Genomic DNA, 23,019 nt, shown 5'->3' on the forward strand with positions numbered 1-23,019 from the left:
TTGCGCGAGCGGAGGGCGGGCTCGTGTGGCGTGACGAGCAAGTACGCCGTGCGCCGGCTCGGATCGGTCACGCGACGGGCAGCCGTCGGACCGCCCGCGGACACCGGGAGAAACGTTGACCACCCTCCCGCGTGACCCACGAGCCATGCGTGTGCTCACCGAGGCAGAGGTCGAGAGGATCGTCTCGCTTCCGGACCTCCTGCCGGCCATCGAGGAGGCGTTCGTGAAGCAGGGACGCGACGAGGTCGAACGCCCGCCGCGGCCGCACTTCCCGATCGGCGAGGGCGAGACAGAGGGGACGGCGCTGGTGATGGCCGCCGCGATCCACGGCGCGTCGACGTTCACCACGAAGGTCGCGACAGTGCACGAGTCGAATCCGGCCCGTGGCCTGCCGACCGTTCGGACGCAGGTCCACGTCACCGACGCGACGAACGGGGAGACGCGCGCGACGATGGCCGGCAACCCGATCACGAACGCCCGAACGGGCTGTATCGGTGGGCTGGCGGCTCGCGAACTCGCCGCGGGCGAACCGGTCCGGCTCGGCGTCGTCGGCGCCGGCGCGCAGGCACGGTGGCAGACGCGGGCGATCGTGGCCGCCACCGACGTCGAGCGCGTGCGGATCTACTCGCCGACGCCGGACTCTCGCCGCGAGTGCGCCGACGACCTCCGCGAGGAGGGGATCGACGCCGAGGCAGTCGACTCCGTACGGGCGGCCGTCGAAGACGCCACGGTCGTCGTGACCGCGACGACGGCCACCGAACCCGTGTTTCCCGGTGACGCGCTCGCGGCCGGGACGCTCGTCGTCGCCGTCGGCGCTTACACGGCCGAGACGTGCGAACTCGACGAGACGACGATCGGGCGGGCCGCGCGCGTCTTCGCCGACGTCCCCGAGGAGGTCGCCGAGATCGGCGACATGCGCGGTCGACTCGACGTCGACGACCTGATCCCGCTCTCGGAGGTGTTCGAGGGGCGCGCCGGCCGGGAGTCCCCGGACGAGATCCTCGTCGTCGACAGCGTCGGGAGCGCGGTGCTCGACGCGGCGGCCGCCGAACCGCTCGTCGACCGCGCCGAACGGGAGGACGTCGGCACGGTCGTCGACGGCTGAGGGGTCGACGGCTCGCGGACACTCGCCGAGGGAACTTGGACCTGCGAACGCGGACGACGTCTACGCGCCCCGGCCGCTCGTTCTGTCGTTTCGGTCTCGACCGTCGTCCTCGGTCTGACGGTCGTCCGACCGGGGGTTCGCCAGGTTCAGTCGGTCGTCTCGCCCGCGACCCGTCGCCGCGGGGAGTCGAGGTCGAGGTCGAGGTCCGCGAGGAGCGCCTCGGCCTCCTCGCGTTTCTCCTGGTGGTCCTCGAGGAACTCCCGCATCAACACCGCCGCCTGTTCCTTGCAGTCGCCGCAGAGGCGTTCGCCGCCGACGCACTCGTCGTACACCTCCTTCGCGAAGTCGTCGTCGTCGCCCGAGAGGAGGTACGCGTACAGCTCGTACACGGGGCACTTGTCGGCCTCTCCTCCTTTTTGTCGTTGCTCCTCGGCGGTGTCCCGACCCCCAGTTGTCGCCGACTTCACCTTTGCGTAGCCGTTGTCGGGGTCGTCGAGCAGCGAGATGTGACTCGCGGGGATCGACGACGACATCTTTCCGCCCGTGAGGCCGGTCATGAAGCGGTGGTAGATCGACGAGGGCGGGTAGAAACCGTAGCCGCCGGTGTCGACCTCGACCTCGCGGGCGAGTTCCTCGGCCTCGGCGCGCGAGAGGTCGAACGCGTCGACGTGCTCGTCGTACCGGCGCTTCTCGCCGTCGACGCGTTCGACGAGTGCTTCGAAGGCGTCGTCGGAGGCGTCGCGCGAGAGGAAGCGGATTCGCGGGCGGAGCGGTTCCATGCCCGCGTTCCGGAGCTTCTCGACGGCGCTCGCGCGGGCCGGATCGTCGATCTCGCCGACCGCGCGGTCGTCGACGGAGGGCCGGTCGGCGTCGAAGTCGACCGCGTCCGGGTCCACGAGGTACTGCGCGCCGTGGACGCAGCGGACGTCGCCGTCGTCCGCGCGGTCGACGAGCGACGCGTGCGCGTCGGCGACGAGGACGCGCTCCGCCGCCGTGAGTTCCTGGCTGAAGTACGCCTCCGTGATCTTGAAAAAGCGCATTCTGGCCGCCAGGTCGCGCGCGAGGCGGACGTGGGGGTCCTGGTCCGGGCCGACGGGGATGACGGTCGGCTTCGGCTCCTCGATCTGCGGGTAGAGGATGTCCGCCATCTGGGTGACGACGCTCTGCATGTGCGACACGGAGGTCTCGCCGTCGAAGCCGTAGATGCCCTCGAACTCCGCGAACCTGGCTTTGGAACCGAGCTCGAAGGCGAGGTCCTGCACCTCGCGGTTGCCGGACTGACGGTAGAGGGTTCCCTCGTCCGGATCGAACCCCAGCGCCAGGAGGGAGAGCAGGTAGTCGCGGGCGTGTTCGTCGATCTCGGACCACGTGAGACCGCGCGCGGAGTGCGCCTCGAGGTCGGCGATGAGCCCGTAGGCGTCGGCACCCTGTTCTTGGTGCCAGATGATCTCGTCGAACACCAGCTTGTGGCCGATGTGTGGGTCACCCGTCGGCATGAACCCCGAGAGGACGGCCACGGGGTCACCCGAGCGGAGGGCCTCGGCGACGGGCCGGTAGTCGCGGTGGCCGAAGATGACGCCGCGACGCATCAGGTAGTGCGGGTTCGGCACCTCCTCCAACACCGAGTCGAACTCCTCGATGCCGAACTCCTCGAACAGCTTGCGGTAGTCGGCGATCGTCGACGAGCCCCACGGGTCGAGCGTCACGTCGTCGGCGCCGGTCGCGGTGCCGCCGTCGGGGCGACGCTCGGTCTCGACTCCGGGGTCGTCGGCGTCCGTCTCCGTGGGTGTGTCGTCGGTCATATCAGGGGGTCAACCGGGCTACGGAGAGCCAGTCTACTCCACCGTTGGCGTCGGTCAGCGCAAAAACCATTCGTTTGCGAACCCCGCCGGCGAGGCGGACGTCGAGCGAGAGGTCTCTGGGCAGGACGGCGTGATCCGACCGCACCACGCGCACGAGCGAGTCGGAGTGAGAGAGGTCCGAGACGGTCGAAAAGGTCTCGTACACCCGGAAGTCGGCACCGAACTTGAACCCCGACTTCGGGACGCCGCCGGCGGCGCGGAGCGCGGTGTACGCCCGGAGGCGGCGGTCGAACCGCTCGCCTTCGACCGCGCGACCGCGGGCGATCACCGCTCGCTCGCCGCCGTCGACGGTCCCGTCGGTGGCGGTGTCGCCGTCGCCCTCGGCGTCCGTCACCGTGAGCGCTCCCCGTCGCGCGAGGAAGGCCGCCTCGACGAGCGAGAGTTGGAGCGGTCCCTCGTTGGCGTTGCGCCCGTGGAGACGCTGGCCGTAGAAGTGCGCCTCATACGCCGCGTCGGGCGGCTCCCACACGAGCACGCGGTCGCCGAGGAACGTCCCCGTCAGCGCCGTGGGTGGGTCGTCGGCCAGCGTGCCGCCGGGAGTCTCGGTCGTCGTCTCGAAGTAGGTGAGTTCGCCGTCCTCGTCGACGACCGCGAGGACGACCGCGCCGAGTGTGTCGAGCGCGACCGACGCGCGCTCGCCGACGACGCGGATCCGGTAGGCCACCTCGTCGTCCCACGGCCCGCTGCCCCTGGGGTAGACGACGAAGTCCGCGTCCGTCGTCCCGTCCGCGCTCGCCGCGGGCGAGAGATAGAAGCCGCGGTCGCGGAGGTCCTTGTAGACGACGAACTCGAGGACGATGCCGGTCCGCGCGAGGAACGCGCGGAAGTCGAGTGCCTCGTCGTCGACGACGATCCCGTCGATGTCGCCGCGCTGGAGGAGGTGGGCGGCCTCGACGGGGGCGAGAGCTAGCCCGCCGCCCTCGGTCGGCCGGCCGTAGCCACGGGAGTCGTAGAAGCGCTGACGGGCGTCACCGGCGAGATGGACGGTGCTACCGTCGGCGTCGAGCGTCCCTTGCATACCGCGCACGCCGCGCGGCGGCGTCAAAGGCTCACCGATTGCACGCGCTCAGGCCGCCTCGTCGACGTCGTCTCCGCCGCCGTCGTCGCTACTCGTCGTCGCCGTCTGGCACGCGCCCGTCGTCGGAGGTGCTCTCGTCGGTGCTCGCGCGACCGCCGTCGCGCACGTTCTCGTCACCGACCCCACCTGCGGGAGGACTGCCCGGGGAGCGAAACAGCTCACACGTCCCGTCGAGACAGCGTCGTTTCGTGGCCGTCTCGAAGACGGGGAGCCCGCAGTCACAGCTGTCGACGACGACGCCCGCGGGGACCGAGAACGCCGTCTCGCAGGCGGGATAGTCGTCACAGCCGGCGACGAGTCGACCCGATCGCCTGAGGAGGCGGAGCGGCGACCCGCAGTCGGGGCACGACCACGCGCCGTCGAACCGCTCGCGGACCACGTCGTCGAGCGGCTCGCACGACCGGTCGACGCACACCTCGAAGACGGCCCCGCGCTCGACACGCATCAGCGGCAGACCGCAGTCGTCGCACGTCTCGTCGAGCACGGTCGCGCCCGCGACGAGCGGAAACCGGACGCCGGAGTCGACGCCGAGGACGCCGCCGCCAGCGCGAACGAGCGGTTCGCCCGTTTCGGGATGGTGGCCGACGGGGACGCCCGCCTCCGTGACCGGGTAGGTCGCCCGTCCGGTCACCTCGTGAGCGACGACGCGGAGCGTCTGGTCGCCGGCCCGCGCAGTGAGACCGAAGCCCGACGCGTCCTCCTCGACGGCGAGCGAATCCGGGCGCGTGAGCCACGCCACGGGCTGGTAGCCGTCCGCGTCGTGGACGAGGACGGTGCGGTCGGGTTTGACGAGGACGACGACACGACCCCGGGTGGTACGGTCGCGGGTTCCCTCGAACGTCGTGGTACAGTCACCGGCGAAGACGCGGGCCGAGTCCATGCGACCCCGTGGCCGCCCGTTCCGGTTTGAACGTTCGCCCGAAAGGTTTCGTACCAGGAGGAGCGGGTGTCAGCGCCGTCGAGCGCGGCGCACCCCGAAGACGAGAGCGAGAGCGAGCGCGAGGACGACGGCGACCGGCTCGAATCCGGGGAACGTCGTCGATGTCGTCGGCTGCGGGGACGGCGTCTCGCCGGGTTCGAGGACGCGGAGCGTCGCGGTTTCGCCGTCGACCCGCGCCGTGTACGTCCCCGGCGCGACGATGTTGTGCTCGAAGCGGACCGTCGTCTCCCCGTCCGCCGGGACGGTGACCTCCCGCGAGTTGATAACCTCCCCGAACATCTCCAGTTCGACCACGTGCGTGTCCGGCGTCTCGTGGGGGTTCTGGACCGTCACGACGACGATCGCGGCCTCCGACGTCGGGATCGTCTCCTGCTCGAAGGAGACGTCGACGACCGCGGTGTCGTCGAGTCGGGCCGGGGTCGCACCGTCGCCCGTCGTCGCTTCGGGGGTTGGTGTCGCGGTCGCCGTCGGCGGTTCGGTCGTCCGGGACGCGCTGCTGGCACCACTGGCACCGCCGCCGCTGGCACCGTCGTCGCTGTCGTCAGCAACCCCGGCTCCGCCACCACCCCCGCCCCCGCTGCTGCTGTCGTTGTCGTCGTCGCTATCGCTGCTGCTGTCGTCGTTGTCATCGTCGTCGCTGCTGCTGCCGTCGTTGTCGTTGTCGTCGTTGCTATCGCTACTGCTGTCGTTGTCGTCGTCGCTATCGCTGCTGCTGTCGTCGTTGTCGCTACTCCCACCGCCAGTGTTTCCGTCGTCCGGTGTCGAGGTCGGGGTCGGCGTCGTGGACAGCTGGACGTCGTGCGAGTAGGCGAGGCCGACGCCTGGTTCGGGTCCGTCCGCCGACGCTTCGCCACCGACCGTGACCGTCACCTGGTTCGTGCCGCGACGGATCCAGGAGGGGTCCGTCGTGAGCGACACCGTCTCACCGTCGGCGAGCCGTCCCGTGTACCCCGTCGCGTGGCCGTTGACCGAGACGGTGGGGTCGACGGTCCCCGCTCGCGCTCGCAGGTGGAGCGTGTAGTCGTACACGCCGCCCGTCGCCGAGAAGTCGAGCCGGGAGGCGTTCGTCGAGATCGGAAACGCCGCCGTCTTGGTCTCGCCGTCACGGAACGTACCGAACGTGTGGTTCGTCCCGTCGTCCGAACTGATCGAGAGACCCGTCGGCTCCGAGCGGAGTTCGGCGTTCGGAGTCTCCCGGTAGCTCACACCGCCAGCCACGAATCGGACCTCGTGGTGGTCCATCGTGGCGACGTTCCGGAAGCCGGAGCCGCCTCGTGCGACGAGTTCGACGGTGATCCAGTCCGACGTGTGGCCGTACCCGTCGAGGTCGAACGTGTCGCTCCCCGACGACAGGCTCACGTTGCTGGCGATCAGGGTCCCTTCGCCCGCGGTTCCGTCCGGTCTCTCCTCGACCACGCGAACGTCGACGACCGGGGTCCCTCTCGCGAACGCGTAGGAGACGGTGAAGGAGGTGAGGTTGTTCGGAGGGTCCTCGAAGCCGAACTCCGCCGACTCGCCCGCGGTGAACTGTCTGATCTCGTCGCGGTCGCTGAACGGCGCGTTCGTGCGCGTCGAGCCGGTCACCACCAGTTCAGGGGCACCGTCGGCCGGTCCACCCGGATCGACGTTCCCCGCCGGTGCGATCTCGGTCGTCGAGCCGGGTTCGACGTTCACCCCCGTCTCGTTGTCCCACTCGCTCGTCGTGGTACCCGTCACGTCGATCCGAAAGTCCGTCACGGTCTCGAAGGCGGCTACCTCGTACTCGTACGTCGAGCCGTTCGTTGCGTTCGGCGCGGTGAACGAGACGCCCGGACCCGTCGCGTTCTCGTCCTCGTCGACCTGAGCGACGACGTCACCGTCGGACGGCGACCGCTCGTGGAGTGGACCCGTCCGCTCCGTCTCTGCCGTGGGAGCCGGGCTGAACGCGTCCACCGCACCGACGGACGCCGGCGTGACGACCAGCAGTACCGTCAGGACGAGAACCGTGAGTGAGCGCCCGTTCATGATGCGGCGGGATCCGACCAGGAGACACCTGGCGCGAACCCGGGTCGTCCACTACGGGGAGGTCCCGCAGTATAAGTGTTGTCCGGAGGTGGCAGACGGCGGTCCGACGCGCGAACGACGCGACAGCGTCGACGGTGCCAGCGACGGCGGTGACACACACCGTGTCGACGGGGGTGACGTCGGGAGCGGACGTGTGCGGCGGACTCAGTCGCGGCGAGCGAGTGCGAGCGCCGCGAGCACCAGCGCGACGAGCGCGACGGCCGGGCCGAATCCGGGGAAGGTCGTCGACGTCGTCGGCTGCGGGGACGGCGTCTCGCCGGGTTCGAGGACGCGGAGCGTCGCAGTTTCGCCGTCGACCCGCGCCGTGTACGTCCCCGGCGCGACGATGTTGTGGACGAACTCGAGCGTGGTCTCTCCCCGAGCGGGAACGGTGACCTCCCGCGCGTTGACGACCTGGCCGAACAGTTCGAGTTCGACGGTGTGCGTGTCGGCCGTCTCCTGGGGGTTCCGCACCGTCACGACGACCGTGGCCTCCTCGTCCGTCCGGATCCGCTCGGAGCGGAACGAGACGTCCGTGACGACCGTGTCGTCGCTGTCCACCATCGCGGCCTCCTCGTCGCCCGTCGAGACGTTCGCCCGTTCGGTGAGGACCGTGACGGGACCGGGAGTTCCGAGGGGTGTCGCCGTCGTCGTCACCGTCGTGGTCGTCTCCTCGTCGTCTTCGGGGTCGTACGGGACGGCGTTCGCGCCGCCTCCGGTGTCGTCATCATCGTCGTTGTGGCGATCCGATCCGTCCGTGTCGTCGGCCGACGAGTCGCTCTCGTCCGTCGAATCTGATGAATCTGCCTCGTCTGTCGGGTCGTTCGTGTCGGGCGAACCGTTCGATCTCGACGAGTCGCTCGTGTCGGAGGTACCCGAGGTATCGTTCTCGTCGCTCTCGTCTGGCGTGGTGCTGGACGAGTCACTCGTCTCTGAACTGTCTGAACTGTCCGAGGTGTCGCCTTCTTCGGTGGTGTCGGACGACTCACTCTCTGAGTCGTCCGGTGCTCCTTCGTCGGCCGGCCGTTCGGACTGGTCCTCTGAAGCGTCATCGTTCGAGCCATCGGTTCGATCCTCGGAGGCATTGGACGGCTCGTCACCGGTCTCGTCCTCAGTTCCCGACGTACTGTCGTCCTGGTTTTCTTTCTCCGGTTCCTTCTCGCCGCCCTCTTCTTCTTCGTCCTCTGGCGTCTCTGTCTCCTCGTCCTCGGGTGTCTCTGTCTCTTCACCTTCCGGCGTTTCTGTCTCCTCGTCCTCGGGTGTCTCTGTCTCTTCACCTTCCGGCGTTTCTGTCTCCTCGTCCGCTGGCGGTTCCGTCTCCTCGTCCTCTGAGGTGGCTGTCTCCTCGCCCTCGGGTGTCTCTGTCTCTTCGTCCTCTGGCTTCTCTGTCTCTTCGTCTTCCGGCGTCTCCGTCTCTTCGTCTTCCGGCGTCTCCGTCTCTTCGTCTTCCGGCGTCTCCGCCTCCTCGTCTTCGGAATCCGACTTCTCCTGTCCTTCGTCGGGAGCGTTTGCGTTCCCACTGGCGCCGTCGGAGTCGTCAGTGTCGTCTGAGTCGTCGCTGTCACCGTGGCCGTCCGACTCGTCGGACCTGTCGTTCGAACCTCCCTCGCCACGATCCCCCGGGTCGTCTGAGTCGTTGTCGTCCGAGTTCTCGTCCTCGTCGTCTTCCGCGTCTCTCTCGTCCTCGTCGTCTTCCGCGTCTCTCTCGTCCTCGTCGTCTTCCGCGTCTCTCTCGTCCTCGTCGTCTTCCGCGTCTCTCTCGTCCTCGTCGTCTTCTCTCGTCCTCGTCGTCTTCCGCGTCTCTCTCGTCCTCGTCGTCTTCCGCGTCTCTCTCGTCCTCGTCGTCTTCCGCGTCTCTCTCGTCCTCGTCGTCTTCCGCGTCTCTCTCGTCCTCGTCGTCTTCCGCGTCTCTCTCGTCCTCGTCGTCTTCCTCTTCTCTCTCGTCTTCCACGTCGTCAAACAGGATCTGACTCGTTACCGAGTCGGGTTCTTCCTGAACGAAGGTAGGAGACGTCTGCACCGCACCGACAGAGACAGCGGAGAGCGGTGCTACGAGCAGGAGAAGGCACAGACCGAGAACAGGGAGTAGTCGGGTGTTCATAGTTTGATGTGTAGGGATCGTCCAGAAGTGGACTCGCCACTGGTCCGGGTGTCGTTCCGATACTAGAACTCACCACGTAAATGTCAGTCGGAAGTTGGATAAAAATAATTAATTCAGAGAGTGTTCTTATCTAGTGAAATTCGCGCAAGAGAACTACTCGGAGGCGAGCTCGGAGGTGACGCGTCGGCCCTCCGCACCGTGAGTCGGGGGTGATCGAGAGCAGACGGACGCCGTCAGTGTCGTCGAGCGAGGAGGACACTACCGAGAGCAGACGGACGCCGTCAGTGTCGTCGAGCGAGGAGGACACTACCGAGAACGACGGCGAGGAACACGGCGACCACTCCGAACCCGGGGAACGTCGTCGACGTCGTGGTCGGGGACGGCGTCTCGCTCGATCTGACGACGTCGACGGTGTCGGTCTCGCCGTCGACCCGCGCCGTGTACGTCCCCGACGCGACGATGTTGTGGGCGAACCGTACCGTCGCTGTTCCCCCTGCGGGGACCGTGACCTTCCGCGAATTGACCACTTGGTCGAACAGTTCCAGATCGATCGTGTGGGTGTCGGTCGCCGATTGTGGGTTCATCACGGTCACCACCACGACCGCTTGCTCGTTCGTGGTGATCTGCTCCGACTCGAACGAGACGTCCGTCACGACCGTGTCGTCCACGTCAGCCATGGTCATCGTTGCGTTCGTCGCCGCCGAAACGCTCGACTGCTCAGTCGAAACCGTGACCGGACCGGGCGTCGAGGGCGGAGCAGTCGTCGCTGTCGATGTCGTCGTCGGATCGTCGTTCTCCGGCTCGTCCGATTCGTCCGAGTTGCCGACGTAGGGCACGGCGTTCGCGCCGCCTCCGGTGTCGTCATCGTCGGACCTCGAGGAACTGGTCGAGTCTGTCTCGGTATCGTCCGGGGTTTCGGTGTCGTCTGGCGTTTCGGTGTCGTCCGGCGTTTCGGTGTCGTCCGGCGTTTCGGTGTCGTCCGGCGTTTCGGTGTCGTCCGGCGTTTCGGTGTCGTCCGGCGTTTCGGTGTCGTCCGGCGTTTCGGTGTCGTCCGGCGTTTCGGTGTCGTCCGGCGTTTCGGTATCGTCTGGCGTCTCCGTGTCGTCCGGTGTCTCTGTGTCTTCCGGTGTTTCGGTATCGTCCGGTGTCTCCGTGTCGTCCGGTGTTTCGGTATCGTCCGGTGTCTCCGTGTCGTCCGGTGTCTCTGTGTCTTCCGGTGTTTCGGTATCGTCCGGTGTCTCTGTGTCTTCCGGTGTTTCGGTATCGTCCGGTGTCTCTGTGTCTTCCGGTGTTTCGGTGTCGTCTGGGGTTTCGGTGTCGTCTGGTGTCTCCGTGCTGTCGGTAGAATCGTCAGTAGAATCGTCGGTAGAGTCGGTCGAGTCGTCGGTAGAATCGTCGGTGGAGTCAGTAGAGTCAGTAGAGTCGTCGGTAGAATCGTCGGTGGAGTCAGTAGAGTCAGTAGAGTCGTCGGTAGAATCGTCGGTGGAGTCAGTAGAGTCAGTAGAGTCGTCGGTAGAATCGTCGGTGGAGTCAGTAGAGTCAGTAGAGTCGTCGGTAGAATCGTCGGTAGAGTCTGTGGAGTCGTCGGTAGAATCGTCAGTGGAGTCAGTGGAGTCTGTGGAATCGCCACTATCCACCTGCGCCGGCCCATCCAGAGGCCCGGTCGCGGCGATCCCCGGAACGCTGAACGCGACACTGACGAGCAGGAGGGCGACGACGAGTCCGGCAGCAGTAGTGGTGCGCTGGGTCATGGTCATTGGGGTGGCCGTCTTCGTGCAGGGGCCGTTCGAGACGCGGGTGGTCTGCAGGCGGCCATGGCGTGGACTCGCTCGTGGAACCTTATATTACTCACGTATTGCTCGAAATTAAAACACTATTTTCTGAATTTCAGAAATTGTTGACTGTCTTCGAAGATGTACGGACACGTGGGCGTCAGCAGAGCTTTGAGGCAGGGCGTCCGACTCGGACCGTGGACGCTGTACTCTTCGACATGGACGGGGTGTTGGTCGACTCCGAACGGTTCTGGCACGCGTTCGAGGACGAATGGGTGTTCGCCGAGGCGACCCTGGGGACGCCCACGAGAGCCGAGATCACGGGTCGGAACTACCGCGAGATATACGACTACCTCACGGAGACGTACGGGACGACGGTCTCGAAAGAGGAGTTCGTCCGCCGGTACGACGAGTACGCGATGGACGTCGTCTACGGCGACGGGGTCGTCCTGATGGACGGAGCGACGGAGCTGTTCGACGCCCTCCGCGAACGGGTGCGCGTGGGGATCGTCTCCTCCGCGCCACAGCCGTGGATCACGGTGGTCCGCGACCGGTTCGGACTCGACCCGCTCGACCTCGTCCTGAGCGCCGAGGACATCGACGGACCGGGGAAACCCGAGCCCGACGTCTACGAACACGCTGCCGCCGAACTCGGCGTCGCCCCGGGCGAGTGCGTCGTCGTCGAGGACTCGTACAACGGCGTACTGGCGGCCTCGCGAGCGGGGGCGTACACCGTCGCGTATCGGACACCACAAAACGAAGACGTCGACCACAGCGCCGCGGACGAGGTGGCAGAGGGACCCGAGGAGCTGCGGGCGACGCTCGCGCGACTGGTCGGGCTGGAGTGAGCGTGCGGTCTCGTGACGGCACCGGGACGGCGGCACTCGGCGTCGAGAGTCCCGGAACGTCGTCCGAACGCGTCGAGGACGAACGCGCGGACTGGTGCTCGCGGCTGTGCTGTCGGGGAGAGTGAGACCCGTGTCGTACGAGGTCGATCACGTGTTCGTCATGACCGCCCCTGGTGCGCCCGCCGCCGACGGGCTCGTCGAGGCGGGTCTCACGGAGGGGGCGTCGCGGACGCACCCCGGACAGGGGACGACGAACCGCCGGTTCTTCTTCGAGAACGCGATGCTCGAGTTCCTGTGGGTGCACGACAGGGACGAGGCGGAGAGCGAGGCGATGCGACCGACGCATCTGCTGGAGCGCTGGACCCGGCGCGACGGCGACGCCTCCCCGTTCGGACTGTGCTTCCGGCCAGCCGACACAGCTGTCGAGACGCCACCGTTCCCCGCGTGGGACTACGAGCCGCCGTACCTCCCGGCCGACCGCGACATCCAGGTGGGCGACAATGCGGGAGTCGTCTCCGAGCCGTTCCTATTCTACCTGTCGTGGGGGTGCTCCCCGAGCGACCCGCCCGAACACGACGCGGGACTGACCGCGCTGACGTCGGTCACGCTCCACACGCCGACGGCCGACACGCCCTCCGACGCGCTGAGCGCGGTGAGCCGACTGGTCGACATCGAGCCAGCGGAGACGCATCGCATGACGCTCGTGTTCGACGACGGCGGACGAGGAGAGACGCTCGACATTCGGCCGGACGCACCGCTCGTGATGCGGTACTGAACAGCGGTGTGGACGCCGGCGGGCCGACCCCGCCGACGGGACCTCAGTCGACGACGCGCACCGTCCGTTCCTCCGAGACGGGGAGCAACGGCAGGTCGGGGAACGTCACCTCGATACGGAAGGTGAGCTCGTCGTCGGTCGCGCCGAAGACGCCGACTGGGACCCGCGTGGCGTCCGAGAGGTAGGTCGTCTTCGTCGTCATCTCCACGCCGTTGACCGTCACGCGCACGCCGGTCCGTGCACCCCCGCCCGTGTTCGCGACCGTCACCTCCTGGACGGCGCTGGTGCCTCTCGTCACGGTGTCGGGAAACGCCCCCCAGTCGAGTTCGATGGCCGGCAACGACGTCGCGGAGTCGACCACCCGCTCGGCCACTCCCTCAGAGAGGTCCGCTCGCGTCAGCGTCTCGATGCCGGCGGCGACGAGGTCTGCGGGCGTCCGAAGCCCGGCAGAGGAGAGCCGACCCGCACGGCGGGAGCCGACCCCGTCGACCGCGGTGAGTCCGACCGCGTCCCGGGAGACACCGTGTTCGACCCGCGCCTCGACGCGCCGGGCGAGGTTGGCCGCACGCGGTCCGGAGAAGGTGTCGAGGAACTCGCGGAGCGCCGCCAGCAGTCGCAACGCGTTCTGTCGGATGACCCAGGCGTCGCTCCGGAGCTCGGTCGGGGTCGAACCGGCCATCGCCGCCCGACAGATGGCGAGCACCTTGCGGTTTCCACCCTCCAGTGTCGTGTCGAACCCGGCGAGGACGGAGTCGACGGCGTCGTGTTCGGCGGCGCGACAGGAGACGGAGTCGAACTCCGAGGCGCTCGCGACCGCCTCGAGTACGGCGTCGACGTCGACGTACGCCCGGTCGGAGAGGTCGTGGAACCGCCGGGCGGTGGCGAGGTCGAGGTAGTACTTCGACGCCAGTCGGCCCAGCGACGTGGGCTCGACAGACAGGTCGTCCATCTCGACGAAGCCGCGGTCGACGAGCGACTCGAGCGTCTCACGGACGCGTTCGCGCAGCCCGTCGAAGCCGTACTCGTCCGGTTTCGACCGTGCACGGACGTAGTAGAACGTCGTCTCCAGCCACGAGAGGACGTCGTCGAGGTCGTCGATCGTGCCCATGGCGATCTCGGCGTTGAGGTGCGAATCGAGTTCCTCGGCGAGATGTGACTCGATGTCCTTGCCCTCGCGGATGAGCGTCCGGTAGCGGTCGGCGTCGGCGCTGTCACAGATCACCCAGCCGTAGCCGACGTCGTCGTAGCCGGGTCGGCCGGCGCGGCCGAGCATCTGCATCACGTCCAGCGGTGAGATGTCGACGTCGCCCTCGAGCGGGTCGTGGTACTTCGTGTCGCGGATGACGACACACCGGGCGGGGAGGTTCACGCCCCACGCGAGCGTCGACGTCGAGAAGAGCAACTGGACCGTCCCCTCGCGGAACCATTGCTCGACCAGGTCGCGGTCCGTCTTCCCCAGCCCCGCGTGGTGGAAGCCGACACCGTCGACCACGGACTGTCGGAGGGTGTCGTTCGACAGCTCTCTGGCGTCGTTGTGGAAGTCGTAGTCGCCGCGCGCGCCCATCGGGACGTCGCGTTCGGCGAACTCGTCGCGCGCCTTGCGGGCGGCCTGGACGGTGTCCTGCCGCGAGGAGACGAAGACGAGCGCCTGCCCGTCGTCGCGGATGTGCGGCTCGGCGAGGTCGAACGCTCTGTAGAGGCGGCGGTACTTGTCGGCGAAGCTGTTCTCGCCGTGGCTGTACGTCTTCACGCCCGCGTGGAGCTTCACGGGTCGGTAGTCGTCGCCGAACTCGAACGTCGTCTCGGGGACCGCGTCGAGCCACGCGGCGACGTCCGCGACGTTCCGCATCGTCGCCGACAGCGCGATCACGCGGGGAGCACAGAGCCGCCGGAGGCGGGAGACAGTCACCTCGAGCACGCCTCCTCTCGAATCCGAGTCGAGGAGGTGTACCTCGTCGATGACGACGCAGTCGACGTCCGTGACGAAGCCGTATCTGGGAGAGTCGTGTTTCCGCGTCGCCGAGTCGGTCTTCTCGGGCGTCATCACGAGGATGTCCGCCCGCTCCGCCCGGCGTGGATTGAGGTCGCGCTCACCCGTCACGACGTACACCGAGTAGCCCAGGTCCTCGAACCGCTCCCACTCGGCTTCCTTCTCGTTGGTCAGCGCGCGCAGCGGCGCGATGAACAGCGCGGTCCCGCCCTCCCGCAGCGTCTTGCAGATCGCCAGTTCGGCGAGGGCGGTCTTGCCCGACGCGGTCGGGGCGGCCGCGACCACGTTCTCGTCGCGCTCCATGATCGCCGGGAGCGCCTCGCGCTGCATCCGGTTGAACTCCTCGAAGCCGAACGCGTCGGCGAACTCGGGGAGGGCCTCGGCCACTTTCACTCGCGGACGCCTCCCTCTCGCAGCGGGGTCCCGGGGGTAGCCATGGTCGGAGGGGGGTGCCCGTTCGACCAAAAACTTGCGGTGGCCGCGGGGAGGACCGGCGGGGATATCGATTCTCGGGGTTTGGTTTTGTGCATAGAGTACAATATACCAGAGACCGAATGACTGGATGGTGAAACTGATGCAAAAAAACGTCGGTGGAATGGACCGAAAAGCGCGACTCGTCGTCGGACCGATCCTGCTCCTCGTGGGCCTCGCTGCGGTCGTAGGGGCGATTCCGCTGGGGACGGTCGGCGCCATCGCCGCTCTCGTCGTCGGCGCGATCCTCGCGGTGACGGGCGCGGTCCAGCGGTGCCCCCTGAACGCGCTGCTCGGTGTAGACACCTGTCCGATCGACGGCTGAGACGGGGTCACGGTCCCCTCGTCGAGTCGCCGAACAGGGAACCGGACACCGACCGCGGCGCGGTCGTGTCTCTCCGGTCGCTCGTCACTCGATACGTGTCGTTTCGTCCTCGTCACTCCCTCCTGATCGTCGCTCGGCACCCCACTCGGTGCTCGGTCGATGTCGCGGTCCGGTGAACGACTCGCACGCGCGCACGCCGCGACGTCCGGCGTGTACTGTCGCGGCCCGTGTACCGCTCGACGACTGGTACGAACAGGCGACCGGCACGAACAGGCGACCGACGGGAACACGAGCGGTGACTCGGGTCCGGGTGCCCGGGCCACGCGTTCGAACAACGTGACCTGCACGACGTCCGAAACCTCCCGAGGGCCGCCCCCGTCGCGCTTATCCGCTGCCCGTCCCTACACTCGCCGATGGCCTCGCAACGGTGTGACGGATGCGGCTCGAAGGTCCGGATCGGCGGGGGTATCGGCGACTTCTGGACGTTCGCCACCGAGTCCTCCGGAGGGATCGACCTCGAACTCGCCGACGGCACCGACCACTTCCTCTGCTTCGACTGTATCGAGCGGCTCCCGGACGATCACGACGTCACGGCCGAAGACGTCGCCGCCCTCTCCGTCGAGGACGACCACGATCTCTCGGTCGACGACGACCCCGGCCCCTCGGCCGAGGACGGTTCGGGCGGCCCCGACGACGAGCGATAGACGGCGAACGGAGACGACGAACGAGAACGGCGAGCGCTAGATTTACCCGCCACAGCCACCATCCTCGCGTGTGGACCCTGCCCGCATCGTCGACGAGTTCCCCGCGCCCTCCTACCGTGGCGCCCAGGAGCAGGCCCTGCACGACATCCGCGACGCCTTCGCCGCCGGCAACGAGGTCGTCCTCGTGCGCGCGCCGACCGGGAGCGGGAAGTCACTCCTGGCACGGGCCATCTGCGGGGCGGCGGCGACCGTCGAGGCGTCGCGGCCGCGGGACGCGACGGACGCGTACTACACCACCCCGCAGGTGTCGCAGCTCGACGACGTCGCCGCCGACCCCCTCTTGGAGGACTTCCAGGTCATCCGCGGCAAGCGCAACTACGACTGCATCCTCGACGGGGAGGAGAACACTCCCGTCAACCGGGCACCGTGTGCCCGCCAGCGAGGGTTCGACTGTTCGGTCAAACACCGCTGTCCGTACTACTCCGCGCGCGCCATCGCCTCGAACCGCCGGATCGCCGCGATGACGCTCGCGTACTTCATGCAGACCGCCGGCTCCGACGTCTTCCGCAAGCGCGACGTCGTCGTGATCGACGAGGCGCACGGTCTCGCGGAGTGGGCGGAGATGTACGCGACGATCGACCTCGGCCCCCGGACGGTCCCCATCTGGGACGACCTCCGCGTGCCCGCCGTCGACGAGGCCGACGACCCACTCGAACGGACCGTGAGGTTCGCCGACGCCCTCGTCGGGGCGTGTACGCGCGCGAAAGACGACCTCCTGGCGAAACCCGAACTGTCGCCCGACGACGCGGCGCGCCGCGACCGGCTGCAGGAGCTCGTCTCGGAGCTCAAGTGGTTCGTCGAGGACGCGCGCGACCCCACCTCGCCGACGACGTGGGTCGTCGACCAGCCCGACGGTGCTGGCTCGCGCCTGCAGATCAAACCACTCGACCCCGCGCGCTACCTGAAACACACCGTCTGGGACCGCGGCAACCGCTTCGCCCTGCTGTCGGCGACCATCCTCGACAAGCACTCGTTCTGCCGCGGCGTCGGCCTCGACCCCGACCGGGTCGCGCTCGTCGACGTCCCGCACACCTTTCCGCTGGAACACCGCCCGCTGTACGACGTCACGCAGGGGAAGATGACGTTCGACCACCGCGACGAGACGATCCCGAAGATCGCCCGCCTCCTCGTCCGCCTCATGGCCGAACACCCCGACGAGAAGGGACTCGTCCACTGTCACTCCTACAGCATCCAGGAACGACTCCACGAACGGCTCGCCGGCATGGGCGTCGCGCCGCGCGTCCGCGCCCACTCGCGGGAAGACCGCGACGCGGCGCTGGAGGCGTGGAAGGCGTCTACCGACCCGGACCTGTTCCTCTCGGTGAAGATGGAGGAGGCGCTCGACCTCCGGGGCGACCTGTGTCGGTGGCAGGTCCTCTGCAAGGCGCCGTACCTCAACACGTCCGACTCGCGGGTCGCGCGCCGGCTCGAAGAGGGACAGTGGGCGTGGTACCACCGCGCCGCGCTCCGGACGGTGATCCAGGCGTGTGGGCGCGTCGTCCGCGCCCCCGACGACTACGGCGCGACGTACCTCGCGGATTCGAGTCTCCTCGACCTGTTCGACCGCGCCAGCGCGGACCTCCCGCCGTGGTTCCGCGAGCAGGTCGACGCGATGTCGACGCCCGCGTTACCCGACTTCGACCCCGCGGCGGCCCTCGAAGGGGTGGACGCTGCGCCGACACCGGGCCGCGTCGACGACAGCTCGCGGACGTCCGCCAGCGACGGCACGGACGCGTCGTCCGCCAGTCCGTCCCGCTCCACCGCGGCCACGTCTGACGCACCATCGCGATCCGGTTCGTCGTCCCGCCGCTCGTCCAGGGACGCGTCTTCCTCCACCTCGTCCTCGTCCGAGACCGACGCCGCCGACGGGGGGCGACGCCACCCACTGTCGGACGTGTGGGGCGAGTGAGGCGGCCCCGCACCCCGACGGACGAGTCGCGAGCGGCCGTCTCGCGTCCCCGGACACTCGTCGCCACCGTCGTCCGTTCCTCGCCCATCCACCGTCCACTTCGCGACCCAGTTCCGCCCTGTGTCACCACACCACATAGGTGACAAAGAGAACGAACTTCGATCGAAGACGACTCTCTGCTATCGTATTAAACATGATCGTTTATTATGGTGATTGTTTGTCGACCGATTACCGGACAAAAGTGGTCATAAACGTAAATTAGTCCGCAAGTAACTGCGCGACTGACACGGTATCTCACGATATACTTAACAACCAGGGATCTGTATGAACAATCGTACGACGATGCACACCCACGCCCTCACCACGGCGCTGACCCTGTACCGGAGCGGAACACTCTCGCTGACACAGGCCGCACACCGGGCGGGCTGCTCGGAGCGCGAGATGATCCACGTGCTCGGCAAGCACGGCATCGCGATTCGGGAGTCGTTCGCCTCCCACACGTCGCCGGACAACACCCCCGCTCGCGCCGACTGACCGGCACGGCTCACGGTCTCGACCGACCACCGACTCCCGGCTCGTCACGTCATACGCCCCGCCGATGGGCGCGTTCGCTCGCCGGACGTCCCCGTCTCTGCAACCGTCTCTATCGGAGCGCCCGGTTCCGCTCCCGGCCCACTCTCCGTGCTCGCGTCCCCGCCTCAGCGATCGTCGTCTCCCGGCCCGTTCTCGGGCAGGATGTGCAGTCCCGCACGGCTCTTGAGCACCGGCACCGTCTCGGCCGACGGATCGAAGTAGTCCGGGCGCGGGATCGTCTTCGCTTCGTACGTCTCCGGATCGAGCACCTGCACCGCGTGGTCGTCCTCGACCGTCACGACGGTGGTCTCCGCGGCGTCGTCGCGCGTGCCGAGGCGTCGCGCGTCGGGTGCGATCCCCTCGTCGTACGCCGCCTCGTAACTCGCGCCCGTCGCCAGTCGCACGCCCTTGAGCCGGCGGCGTGCGCTTCGGACGAGCACCGGCCCGTCGCCGTCGCCGGGATCGACGACGGTCCCCGGCGGGTAGCGCGGGAGCCGCACGGCGAACGTGACCCTGTACACCTCGTTGCCGTCGCCGTCCTCGGTCACGAGCGTCGGGTACTCCTCGACGCTGCCGCCGAGTTCGCGCGTGATGCGTCGGGCGATGCCGCCGCCCATCTGGTTCGTCGAGATCTTCAGGTCGACCCCGTCGTCGGTTCCGGTGACGTCGGAGATGAACGCGTTGCGGTCCCCCGTGGCCTCGCGCTCGGCGATGTACGCCTCGGCGATCTCCACGGCGCGCGTCCGCTCCTCGGTCGTCGGCGTTCGATCGTCGGCACGGACCTGGATCTCGGCGGCGTAGTAGCCGCCTGCGATGCGGCCACAGCGATCGCACGTGCCGCGCGCGATCAACACCGGGACCGTGACCCGTTCCTCGACGTACGTCCCCCGAACGACGCCCGAAAAGTGACAGTGCATCCGGATGGTGTTCTGGTCGACCTGTTCGGCCTCGATCCCCCACTCGACCCCTTCGGCCTCGAGGTGGACGCCGAGCGCCGACGACACCTCGTCGACGGCGATGTCGGTGTAGTCCTCCGCGCCGACGTCGACCCACCGGTTCCCCCGATGGACCGCCCCACAGCCCGAACACACCTGCACCTCGATGCGGTCGGGCGCGTCGACGAGGTCGAAGTCGGCGAAGTAACACGCGTTACAGAGCACCGCGTCCCGGTCGCGCGGCTGACCCGGGAGGGGTTCGGACCGCTCGGGGACCGGGTCGCCACAGCGGGGACAGAACTCGCGCGACGCCGCGTCAGTCATACGCGAAGGTAGCAGCCGAGCGTGGTTAAGCCCCGCGAACCCGACGTCGGATCGATCGGATCAGGCCTCGTCGCCAGAGTCCGCCAGAGTCCGCCAGAGTCCGCCAGGCCGCCCGTGCTGTCTTTCACGTCTCCCCGTCCCCGTCGTCACCGTGCTCACCCTCCGGATCGTTCCCGCCGCCGTCTTCGTCCGAGGCGTCGCTCCCGGTCGCACCCGCACCGTCGAGGTACGTGAGCGCCTCCGCGTCGCGGACCTGCCGGAAGTCGCGGTAGTACTGCCCGACGGCACCGAACATCTCGGGCGTCTCGACGGCGACCACCCGGGCCCCGGCGTCGCGGACGCGTGCCGCGGACTCCGGGGCGGCGACCGGCACCGCGAGCGTCACCTGCTCTGCGCCGGCGGCCTGGACCTGTCTGACGCACGCGAGCGCCGTCGCCCCCGTCGCGAGGCCGTCGTCGACGATCACGACGTGTCGCCCGTCGAGCCGTGGCAGGGGGTCGCCGCCGCGGTACTGGCGGACCTTCTCCGAGGCGGCCGCCTGCCCGCGCGCTCGTTCCTCCTGGAGGTAGTCGTCGCGCACGCCGAGCCGCGAGACGAGGTCGTCGTTCGTCCAGACGCTCCCGTCCCCGGCGACCGCGCCGACGGCGAGTTCTGGGTTGCCCGGCGCGCCGAGTTTCACCGCGACGACGACGTCCAGCGGCGCGCCCAGCCGGTCGGCGACCGCGCGACCCACGGGGAGCCCCCCGCGCGGGATGGCCAACACCAGATCGGCCTCGACGCCCTCGCTCGCCAGTCGGTCGGCGAGTCGTCCACCCGCCTCGGTCCTGTCGGCGAACATACCACTGATACGCCGACCGGCGCTAAAGTTCTTGGCCGCGCCTCGCGGCGGCGGGTCGCGACGGCGGTGTCGTGGGCCGTCGCGACGGTCCCCTCCTCGCAGTCACTCGGCCAGCAACGACGGCGTCTCGACCGACTCGTCCGCGGCCTCGCGCCACGAGTGTGCGGGCGTCCAGCCGAACAGTTCCCCCGCTCGGGCCGTCGAGAGCGCCGATTGCTCGCCGTCGACCGTGCAGTCGTCCGGCACGGAGCCGAAGAACGCCTCGACGGCCTCGCGCGTCGGTCGCCCGAGGTAGTTGTCGGCCGCGGCGGCGTGGACCGCGTGGTGACCCTCGACGCGGGAGTCGAGCGCGCTCGCGACCAGCGAGGCCACGTCACGGACGTCGACGTACGACCAGAAGTTGCCCGCGCCACCCTCGAGCCCCTCACGTGCGACGTCGCGGCAGGCGTACTCGCCGGGGTACTGGATCCACGACGGTCGGATCGAGGTCACGGGGACGTCGTACCGTCGCGCGACCATCTTCGCCACCTCCTCGCCCGCGACCTTCGAGGTTCCGTAGGGGTCCTCGGGCCGCGTCGTGTGCGACTCGGTGACCGGGAGTTCTTCGGGGAGCGTCTTCTCGCGCGCGAACGCCCAGCCGTACGCCGACTCCGACGAGGCCCAAACGGTCCGCGCGCCCGCCCGTCCGGCCGCCACGAGGACGTTGTACGTCGTGAGGACGTTCGTCTCGAACACCTCGCCACCGGGGTGTCGCGTCGGCGACGGGATGGCCGCCCAGTGGACCACCGCGTCGGGATCGACGTCGGCGAGGAGGTCGAGCGCCGCCCCCCGATCGGCGAGGTCGGCGGCGCGGAAGTCGACGTGTGGGCGTTCGGGCACCTCGAACCCCGGCTGCTCGTAGTCGACGCAGACGACGTCGTAGTCGCCCGCGAGTCGGTCGACGATCCAGCGGCCCGACCGCCCCAGGCCGCCGGTGACGAGTGCGGTCTCCATAGCCGCGACTAGCGCGTGACGTCAGAAGAACCCGTTCGAAGCCGCGTGCCGTCGCGGCGGCGACACCGCCCCGTCAGCGCCGGGGCGTCGCCGACACCCGATCCCCGTCGGTACGGGGGCGAACCCGTATCAGTACGGGGTGAATCCGTGTACCTCTCGTGCGTGTGCGAGGAGTGCCTCCGTCGTGTCGAAGGACTTCCCGCAACTGCACGTGTGGTACGCCGATTGGAGTGTTTGACCAACGGCCATATCCTCTAATCCCGTGTGGATCTATAATAATCTTTCGTAGGTTGTGTGCGGACGGATTACACGTGAACGTATCCCCCGCCGTTCGTCACGCGATTTACTCGCTTCGTACTCGTTTGTCACGGGAAGAGAGTCGAATGTGAACACGACACAGTGTGATCGTTCGCGCCGCACGGACCGGCCGGGCGAAGGGGACGGGGTGACCCGGCAGGGTTTATGCCGTCGAGCTAGTAGACACTCCCATGCAGTGGAAACCAGATTGGGGGCTTCGGGGTCGAATGGCCCTCACCATGTTCCTGCTGTTCGCCCTCTACATCGTCTTCGTCGGCGTGTTGAGCCTGTACTTCGGACGGCTCCTCCCCGTCGTCGTGTTCATGGGACTCTTCCTGTTCGCACAGTTCTTCTTCAGCGACAAGCTCGCGCTGTACAGCATGGGCGCGACGGTCGTCGAGGAGGACGAGGCGGACGCGGAGATGCGGAAGGTCCACCGGATGGTCTCCCGACTGTCCCAGCAGGCCGACCTCCCGAAACCGAAGGTCGCGGTCGCCGAGACCAACATCCCCAACGCGTTCGCCGCCGGACGATCCCGGAAGCACTCCACGGTGTGTGTCACCCGCGGCATCCTCCGGAGCCTCGACGACGACGAACTCGAGGGCGTCCTCGCACACGAACTCGCCCACATCAAGAACCGCGACGTCATGGTGATGACGGTCGCGTCGTTCCTCTCGACGCTGGCGTTCCTCATCGTCCGCTGGGGCTGGTTCCTCGGCGGCAACAGGGAACGAGGCGGCGCGCCCGTCATCGTCGCCATCCTGGTGTCGCTCGTGGTGTGGATCGTCTCGTTCCTGCTGATCCGGGCGCTGTCGCGCTACCGCGAGTTCGCCGCCGACCGCGGCGGAGCCGTCATCACGGGCAAGCCATCGGCGCTCGCCTCCGCCCTGGTGACGATCGAGGGACGGATGGAGCGGGTCCCGAAGAAAGACCTCCGTGAGCAGTCAGAGATGAACGCCTTCTTCGTCATCCCGATCAAGGGCGACTTCATCGGCCGGGTGTTCTCGACGCACCCCTCGACCGACAGGCGCGTCGAACGCCTGCGCGAGCTGGAGCGGGAGATGGAGTCACGGTAG

17 protein-coding genes and 1 pseudogene are annotated in these 23,019 nt (G+C 68.2%); 8 read left to right on the forward strand and 10 right to left on the reverse strand.

The genetic code is table 11. The features are described 5' to 3' along the window. Window positions 1–145 precede the first annotated feature (145 nt). Entirely contained in the window at window positions 146–1,105 is a 960-nt protein-coding gene (locus tag FZP69_RS00050; RefSeq protein WP_152039364.1) for an ornithine cyclodeaminase family protein, read from the forward strand. Window positions 1,106–1,251: 146 nt separating this feature from the next. Here the strand turns inward: FZP69_RS00050 and FZP69_RS00055 are convergent, their stop codons facing one another. From FZP69_RS00055 to FZP69_RS00085, 6 genes and pseudogenes are all read right to left on the reverse strand, one after another. After that, window positions 1,252–2,907: a tryptophan--tRNA ligase gene (locus tag FZP69_RS00055; RefSeq protein ID WP_152039365.1), complete on the reverse strand. Its 1,656-nt coding sequence runs from the start codon at window positions 2,905–2,907 to the stop codon at window positions 1,252–1,254. Window position 2,908: 1 nt separating this feature from the next. After that, on the reverse strand, window positions 2,909–3,985 hold the full coding sequence (endA, locus tag FZP69_RS00060) for a tRNA-intron lyase (RefSeq protein WP_152039366.1): 1,077 nt from the start codon (window positions 3,983–3,985) through the stop codon (window positions 2,909–2,911). A 217-nt stretch (window positions 3,986–4,202) separates the two neighbouring features. Continuing rightward, a pseudogene (locus FZP69_RS00065) lies at window positions 4,203–4,925 on the reverse strand (Sjogren's syndrome/scleroderma autoantigen 1 family protein); the annotation flags it as partial. Between the two features lie 69 nt (window positions 4,926–4,994). Beyond that, the gene (locus tag FZP69_RS00070) at window positions 4,995–6,989 is read right to left on the reverse strand and encodes a hypothetical protein (RefSeq protein WP_152039368.1); all 1,995 of its coding nucleotides are present in this window, start codon (window positions 6,987–6,989) and stop codon (window positions 4,995–4,997) included. Between the two features lie 204 nt (window positions 6,990–7,193). Continuing rightward, a complete protein-coding gene (locus FZP69_RS22190; protein WP_192918399.1) occupies window positions 7,194–8,987 on the reverse strand; it encodes a PGF-CTERM sorting domain-containing protein in 1,794 nt (597 codons plus the stop codon). Between the two features lie 423 nt (window positions 8,988–9,410). Then, window positions 9,411–10,886, reverse strand: coding sequence for a hypothetical protein (locus tag FZP69_RS00085; RefSeq protein WP_152039369.1), 1,476 nt, complete (start codon window positions 10,884–10,886; stop codon window positions 9,411–9,413). A 212-nt stretch (window positions 10,887–11,098) separates the two neighbouring features. Here FZP69_RS00085 and FZP69_RS00090 point away from each other — a divergent pair, with 212 nt between their 5' ends. After that, window positions 11,099–11,749, forward strand: coding sequence for an HAD family hydrolase (locus tag FZP69_RS00090; protein WP_152039370.1), 651 nt, complete (start codon window positions 11,099–11,101; stop codon window positions 11,747–11,749). 130 nt (window positions 11,750–11,879) lie between these two features. Then, complete coding sequence (locus FZP69_RS00095; protein WP_152039371.1) at window positions 11,880–12,524, forward strand: VOC family protein; 645 nt, start codon at window positions 11,880–11,882, stop codon at window positions 12,522–12,524. A gap of 43 nt (window positions 12,525–12,567) precedes the next feature. Here the strand turns inward: FZP69_RS00095 and FZP69_RS00100 are convergent, their stop codons facing one another. Further along, the gene (locus FZP69_RS00100; protein ID WP_152039372.1) at window positions 12,568–14,907 is read right to left on the reverse strand and encodes a DEAD/DEAH box helicase; all 2,340 of its coding nucleotides are present in this window, start codon (window positions 14,905–14,907) and stop codon (window positions 12,568–12,570) included. Window positions 14,908–15,088: 181 nt separating this feature from the next. Between FZP69_RS00100 and FZP69_RS00105 the strand changes: the two genes are divergently transcribed. The 4 genes from FZP69_RS00105 to FZP69_RS00120 all read left to right on the forward strand — a co-directional run bounded on the left by FZP69_RS00105 (window position 15,089) and on the right by FZP69_RS00120 (window position 18,517). Further along, entirely contained in the window at window positions 15,089–15,310 is a 222-nt protein-coding gene (locus FZP69_RS00105; protein WP_152039373.1) for a YgaP family membrane protein, read from the forward strand. 413 nt (window positions 15,311–15,723) lie between these two features. Beyond that, window positions 15,724–16,014 (forward strand): DUF7561 family protein, encoded by a 291-nt coding sequence (locus tag FZP69_RS00110; protein ID WP_240137400.1) that lies wholly within the window; start codon window positions 15,724–15,726, stop codon window positions 16,012–16,014. Window positions 16,015–16,084: 70 nt separating this feature from the next. Next, on the forward strand, window positions 16,085–17,983 hold the full coding sequence (locus tag FZP69_RS00115; RefSeq protein WP_152039374.1) for a helicase C-terminal domain-containing protein: 1,899 nt from the start codon (window positions 16,085–16,087) through the stop codon (window positions 17,981–17,983). Window positions 17,984–18,325: 342 nt separating this feature from the next. Next, window positions 18,326–18,517, forward strand: coding sequence for a UPF0175 family protein (locus FZP69_RS00120; protein WP_152041469.1), 192 nt, complete (start codon window positions 18,326–18,328; stop codon window positions 18,515–18,517). Between the two features lie 164 nt (window positions 18,518–18,681). On the opposite strand, the gene FZP69_RS00125 is transcribed toward FZP69_RS00120, so the two are convergent. The 3 genes from FZP69_RS00125 to FZP69_RS00135 all read right to left on the reverse strand — a co-directional run bounded on the left by FZP69_RS00125 (window position 18,682) and on the right by FZP69_RS00135 (window position 21,646). Then, complete coding sequence (locus tag FZP69_RS00125) at window positions 18,682–19,815, reverse strand: 60S ribosomal export protein NMD3 (protein WP_152039375.1); 1,134 nt, start codon at window positions 19,813–19,815, stop codon at window positions 18,682–18,684. A 124-nt stretch (window positions 19,816–19,939) separates the two neighbouring features. After that, a complete protein-coding gene (locus FZP69_RS00130) occupies window positions 19,940–20,653 on the reverse strand; it encodes a phosphoribosyltransferase (RefSeq protein WP_152039376.1) in 714 nt (237 codons plus the stop codon). A 102-nt stretch (window positions 20,654–20,755) separates the two neighbouring features. After that, window positions 20,756–21,646, reverse strand: coding sequence for an NAD-dependent epimerase/dehydratase family protein (locus FZP69_RS00135; RefSeq protein WP_152039377.1), 891 nt, complete (start codon window positions 21,644–21,646; stop codon window positions 20,756–20,758). Window positions 21,647–22,134: 488 nt separating this feature from the next. On the opposite strand from FZP69_RS00135, the gene htpX reads away from it, so the two are divergent. Continuing rightward, complete coding sequence (gene htpX, locus FZP69_RS00140) at window positions 22,135–23,019, forward strand: zinc metalloprotease HtpX (RefSeq protein ID WP_152039378.1); 885 nt, start codon at window positions 22,135–22,137, stop codon at window positions 23,017–23,019.

The organism is Salinigranum salinum (genome assembly GCF_009176545.1).
Classification (GTDB): Archaea; Halobacteriota; Halobacteria; order Halobacteriales; family Haloferacaceae; genus Salinigranum; species Salinigranum salinum.

Bases quoted from the DNA above. Each gene is read 5' to 3' on its own strand.
- FZP69_RS00125 (WP_152039375.1), bottom strand. From the start codon at position 19,815: ATGACTGACGCGGCGTCGCGCGAGTTCTGTCCCCGCTGTGGCGACCCG.
- FZP69_RS00110 (WP_240137400.1), top strand. From the start codon at position 15,724: ATGGCCTCGCAACGGTGTGACGGATGCGGCTCGAAGGTCCGGATCGGC.
- FZP69_RS00085 (WP_152039369.1), bottom strand. From the start codon at position 10,886: ATGACCATGACCCAGCGCACCACTACTGCTGCCGGACTCGTCGTCGCC.
- FZP69_RS00120 (WP_152041469.1), top strand. From the start codon at position 18,326: ATGCACACCCACGCCCTCACCACGGCGCTGACCCTGTACCGGAGCGGA.
- FZP69_RS00055 (WP_152039365.1), bottom strand. From the start codon at position 2,907: ATGACCGACGACACACCCACGGAGACGGACGCCGACGACCCCGGAGTC.
- FZP69_RS00070 (WP_152039368.1), bottom strand. From the start codon at position 6,989: ATGAACGGGCGCTCACTCACGGTTCTCGTCCTGACGGTACTGCTGGTC.
- FZP69_RS00130 (WP_152039376.1), bottom strand. From the start codon at position 20,653: ATGTTCGCCGACAGGACCGAGGCGGGTGGACGACTCGCCGACCGACTG.
- FZP69_RS00105 (WP_152039373.1), top strand. From the start codon at position 15,089: ATGCAAAAAAACGTCGGTGGAATGGACCGAAAAGCGCGACTCGTCGTC.
- htpX (WP_152039378.1), top strand. From the start codon at position 22,135: ATGCAGTGGAAACCAGATTGGGGGCTTCGGGGTCGAATGGCCCTCACC.
- FZP69_RS00135 (WP_152039377.1), bottom strand. From the start codon at position 21,646: ATGGAGACCGCACTCGTCACCGGCGGCCTGGGGCGGTCGGGCCGCTGG.
- endA (WP_152039366.1), bottom strand. From the start codon at position 3,985: ATGCAAGGGACGCTCGACGCCGACGGTAGCACCGTCCATCTCGCCGGT.
- FZP69_RS00050 (WP_152039364.1), top strand. From the start codon at position 146: ATGCGTGTGCTCACCGAGGCAGAGGTCGAGAGGATCGTCTCGCTTCCG.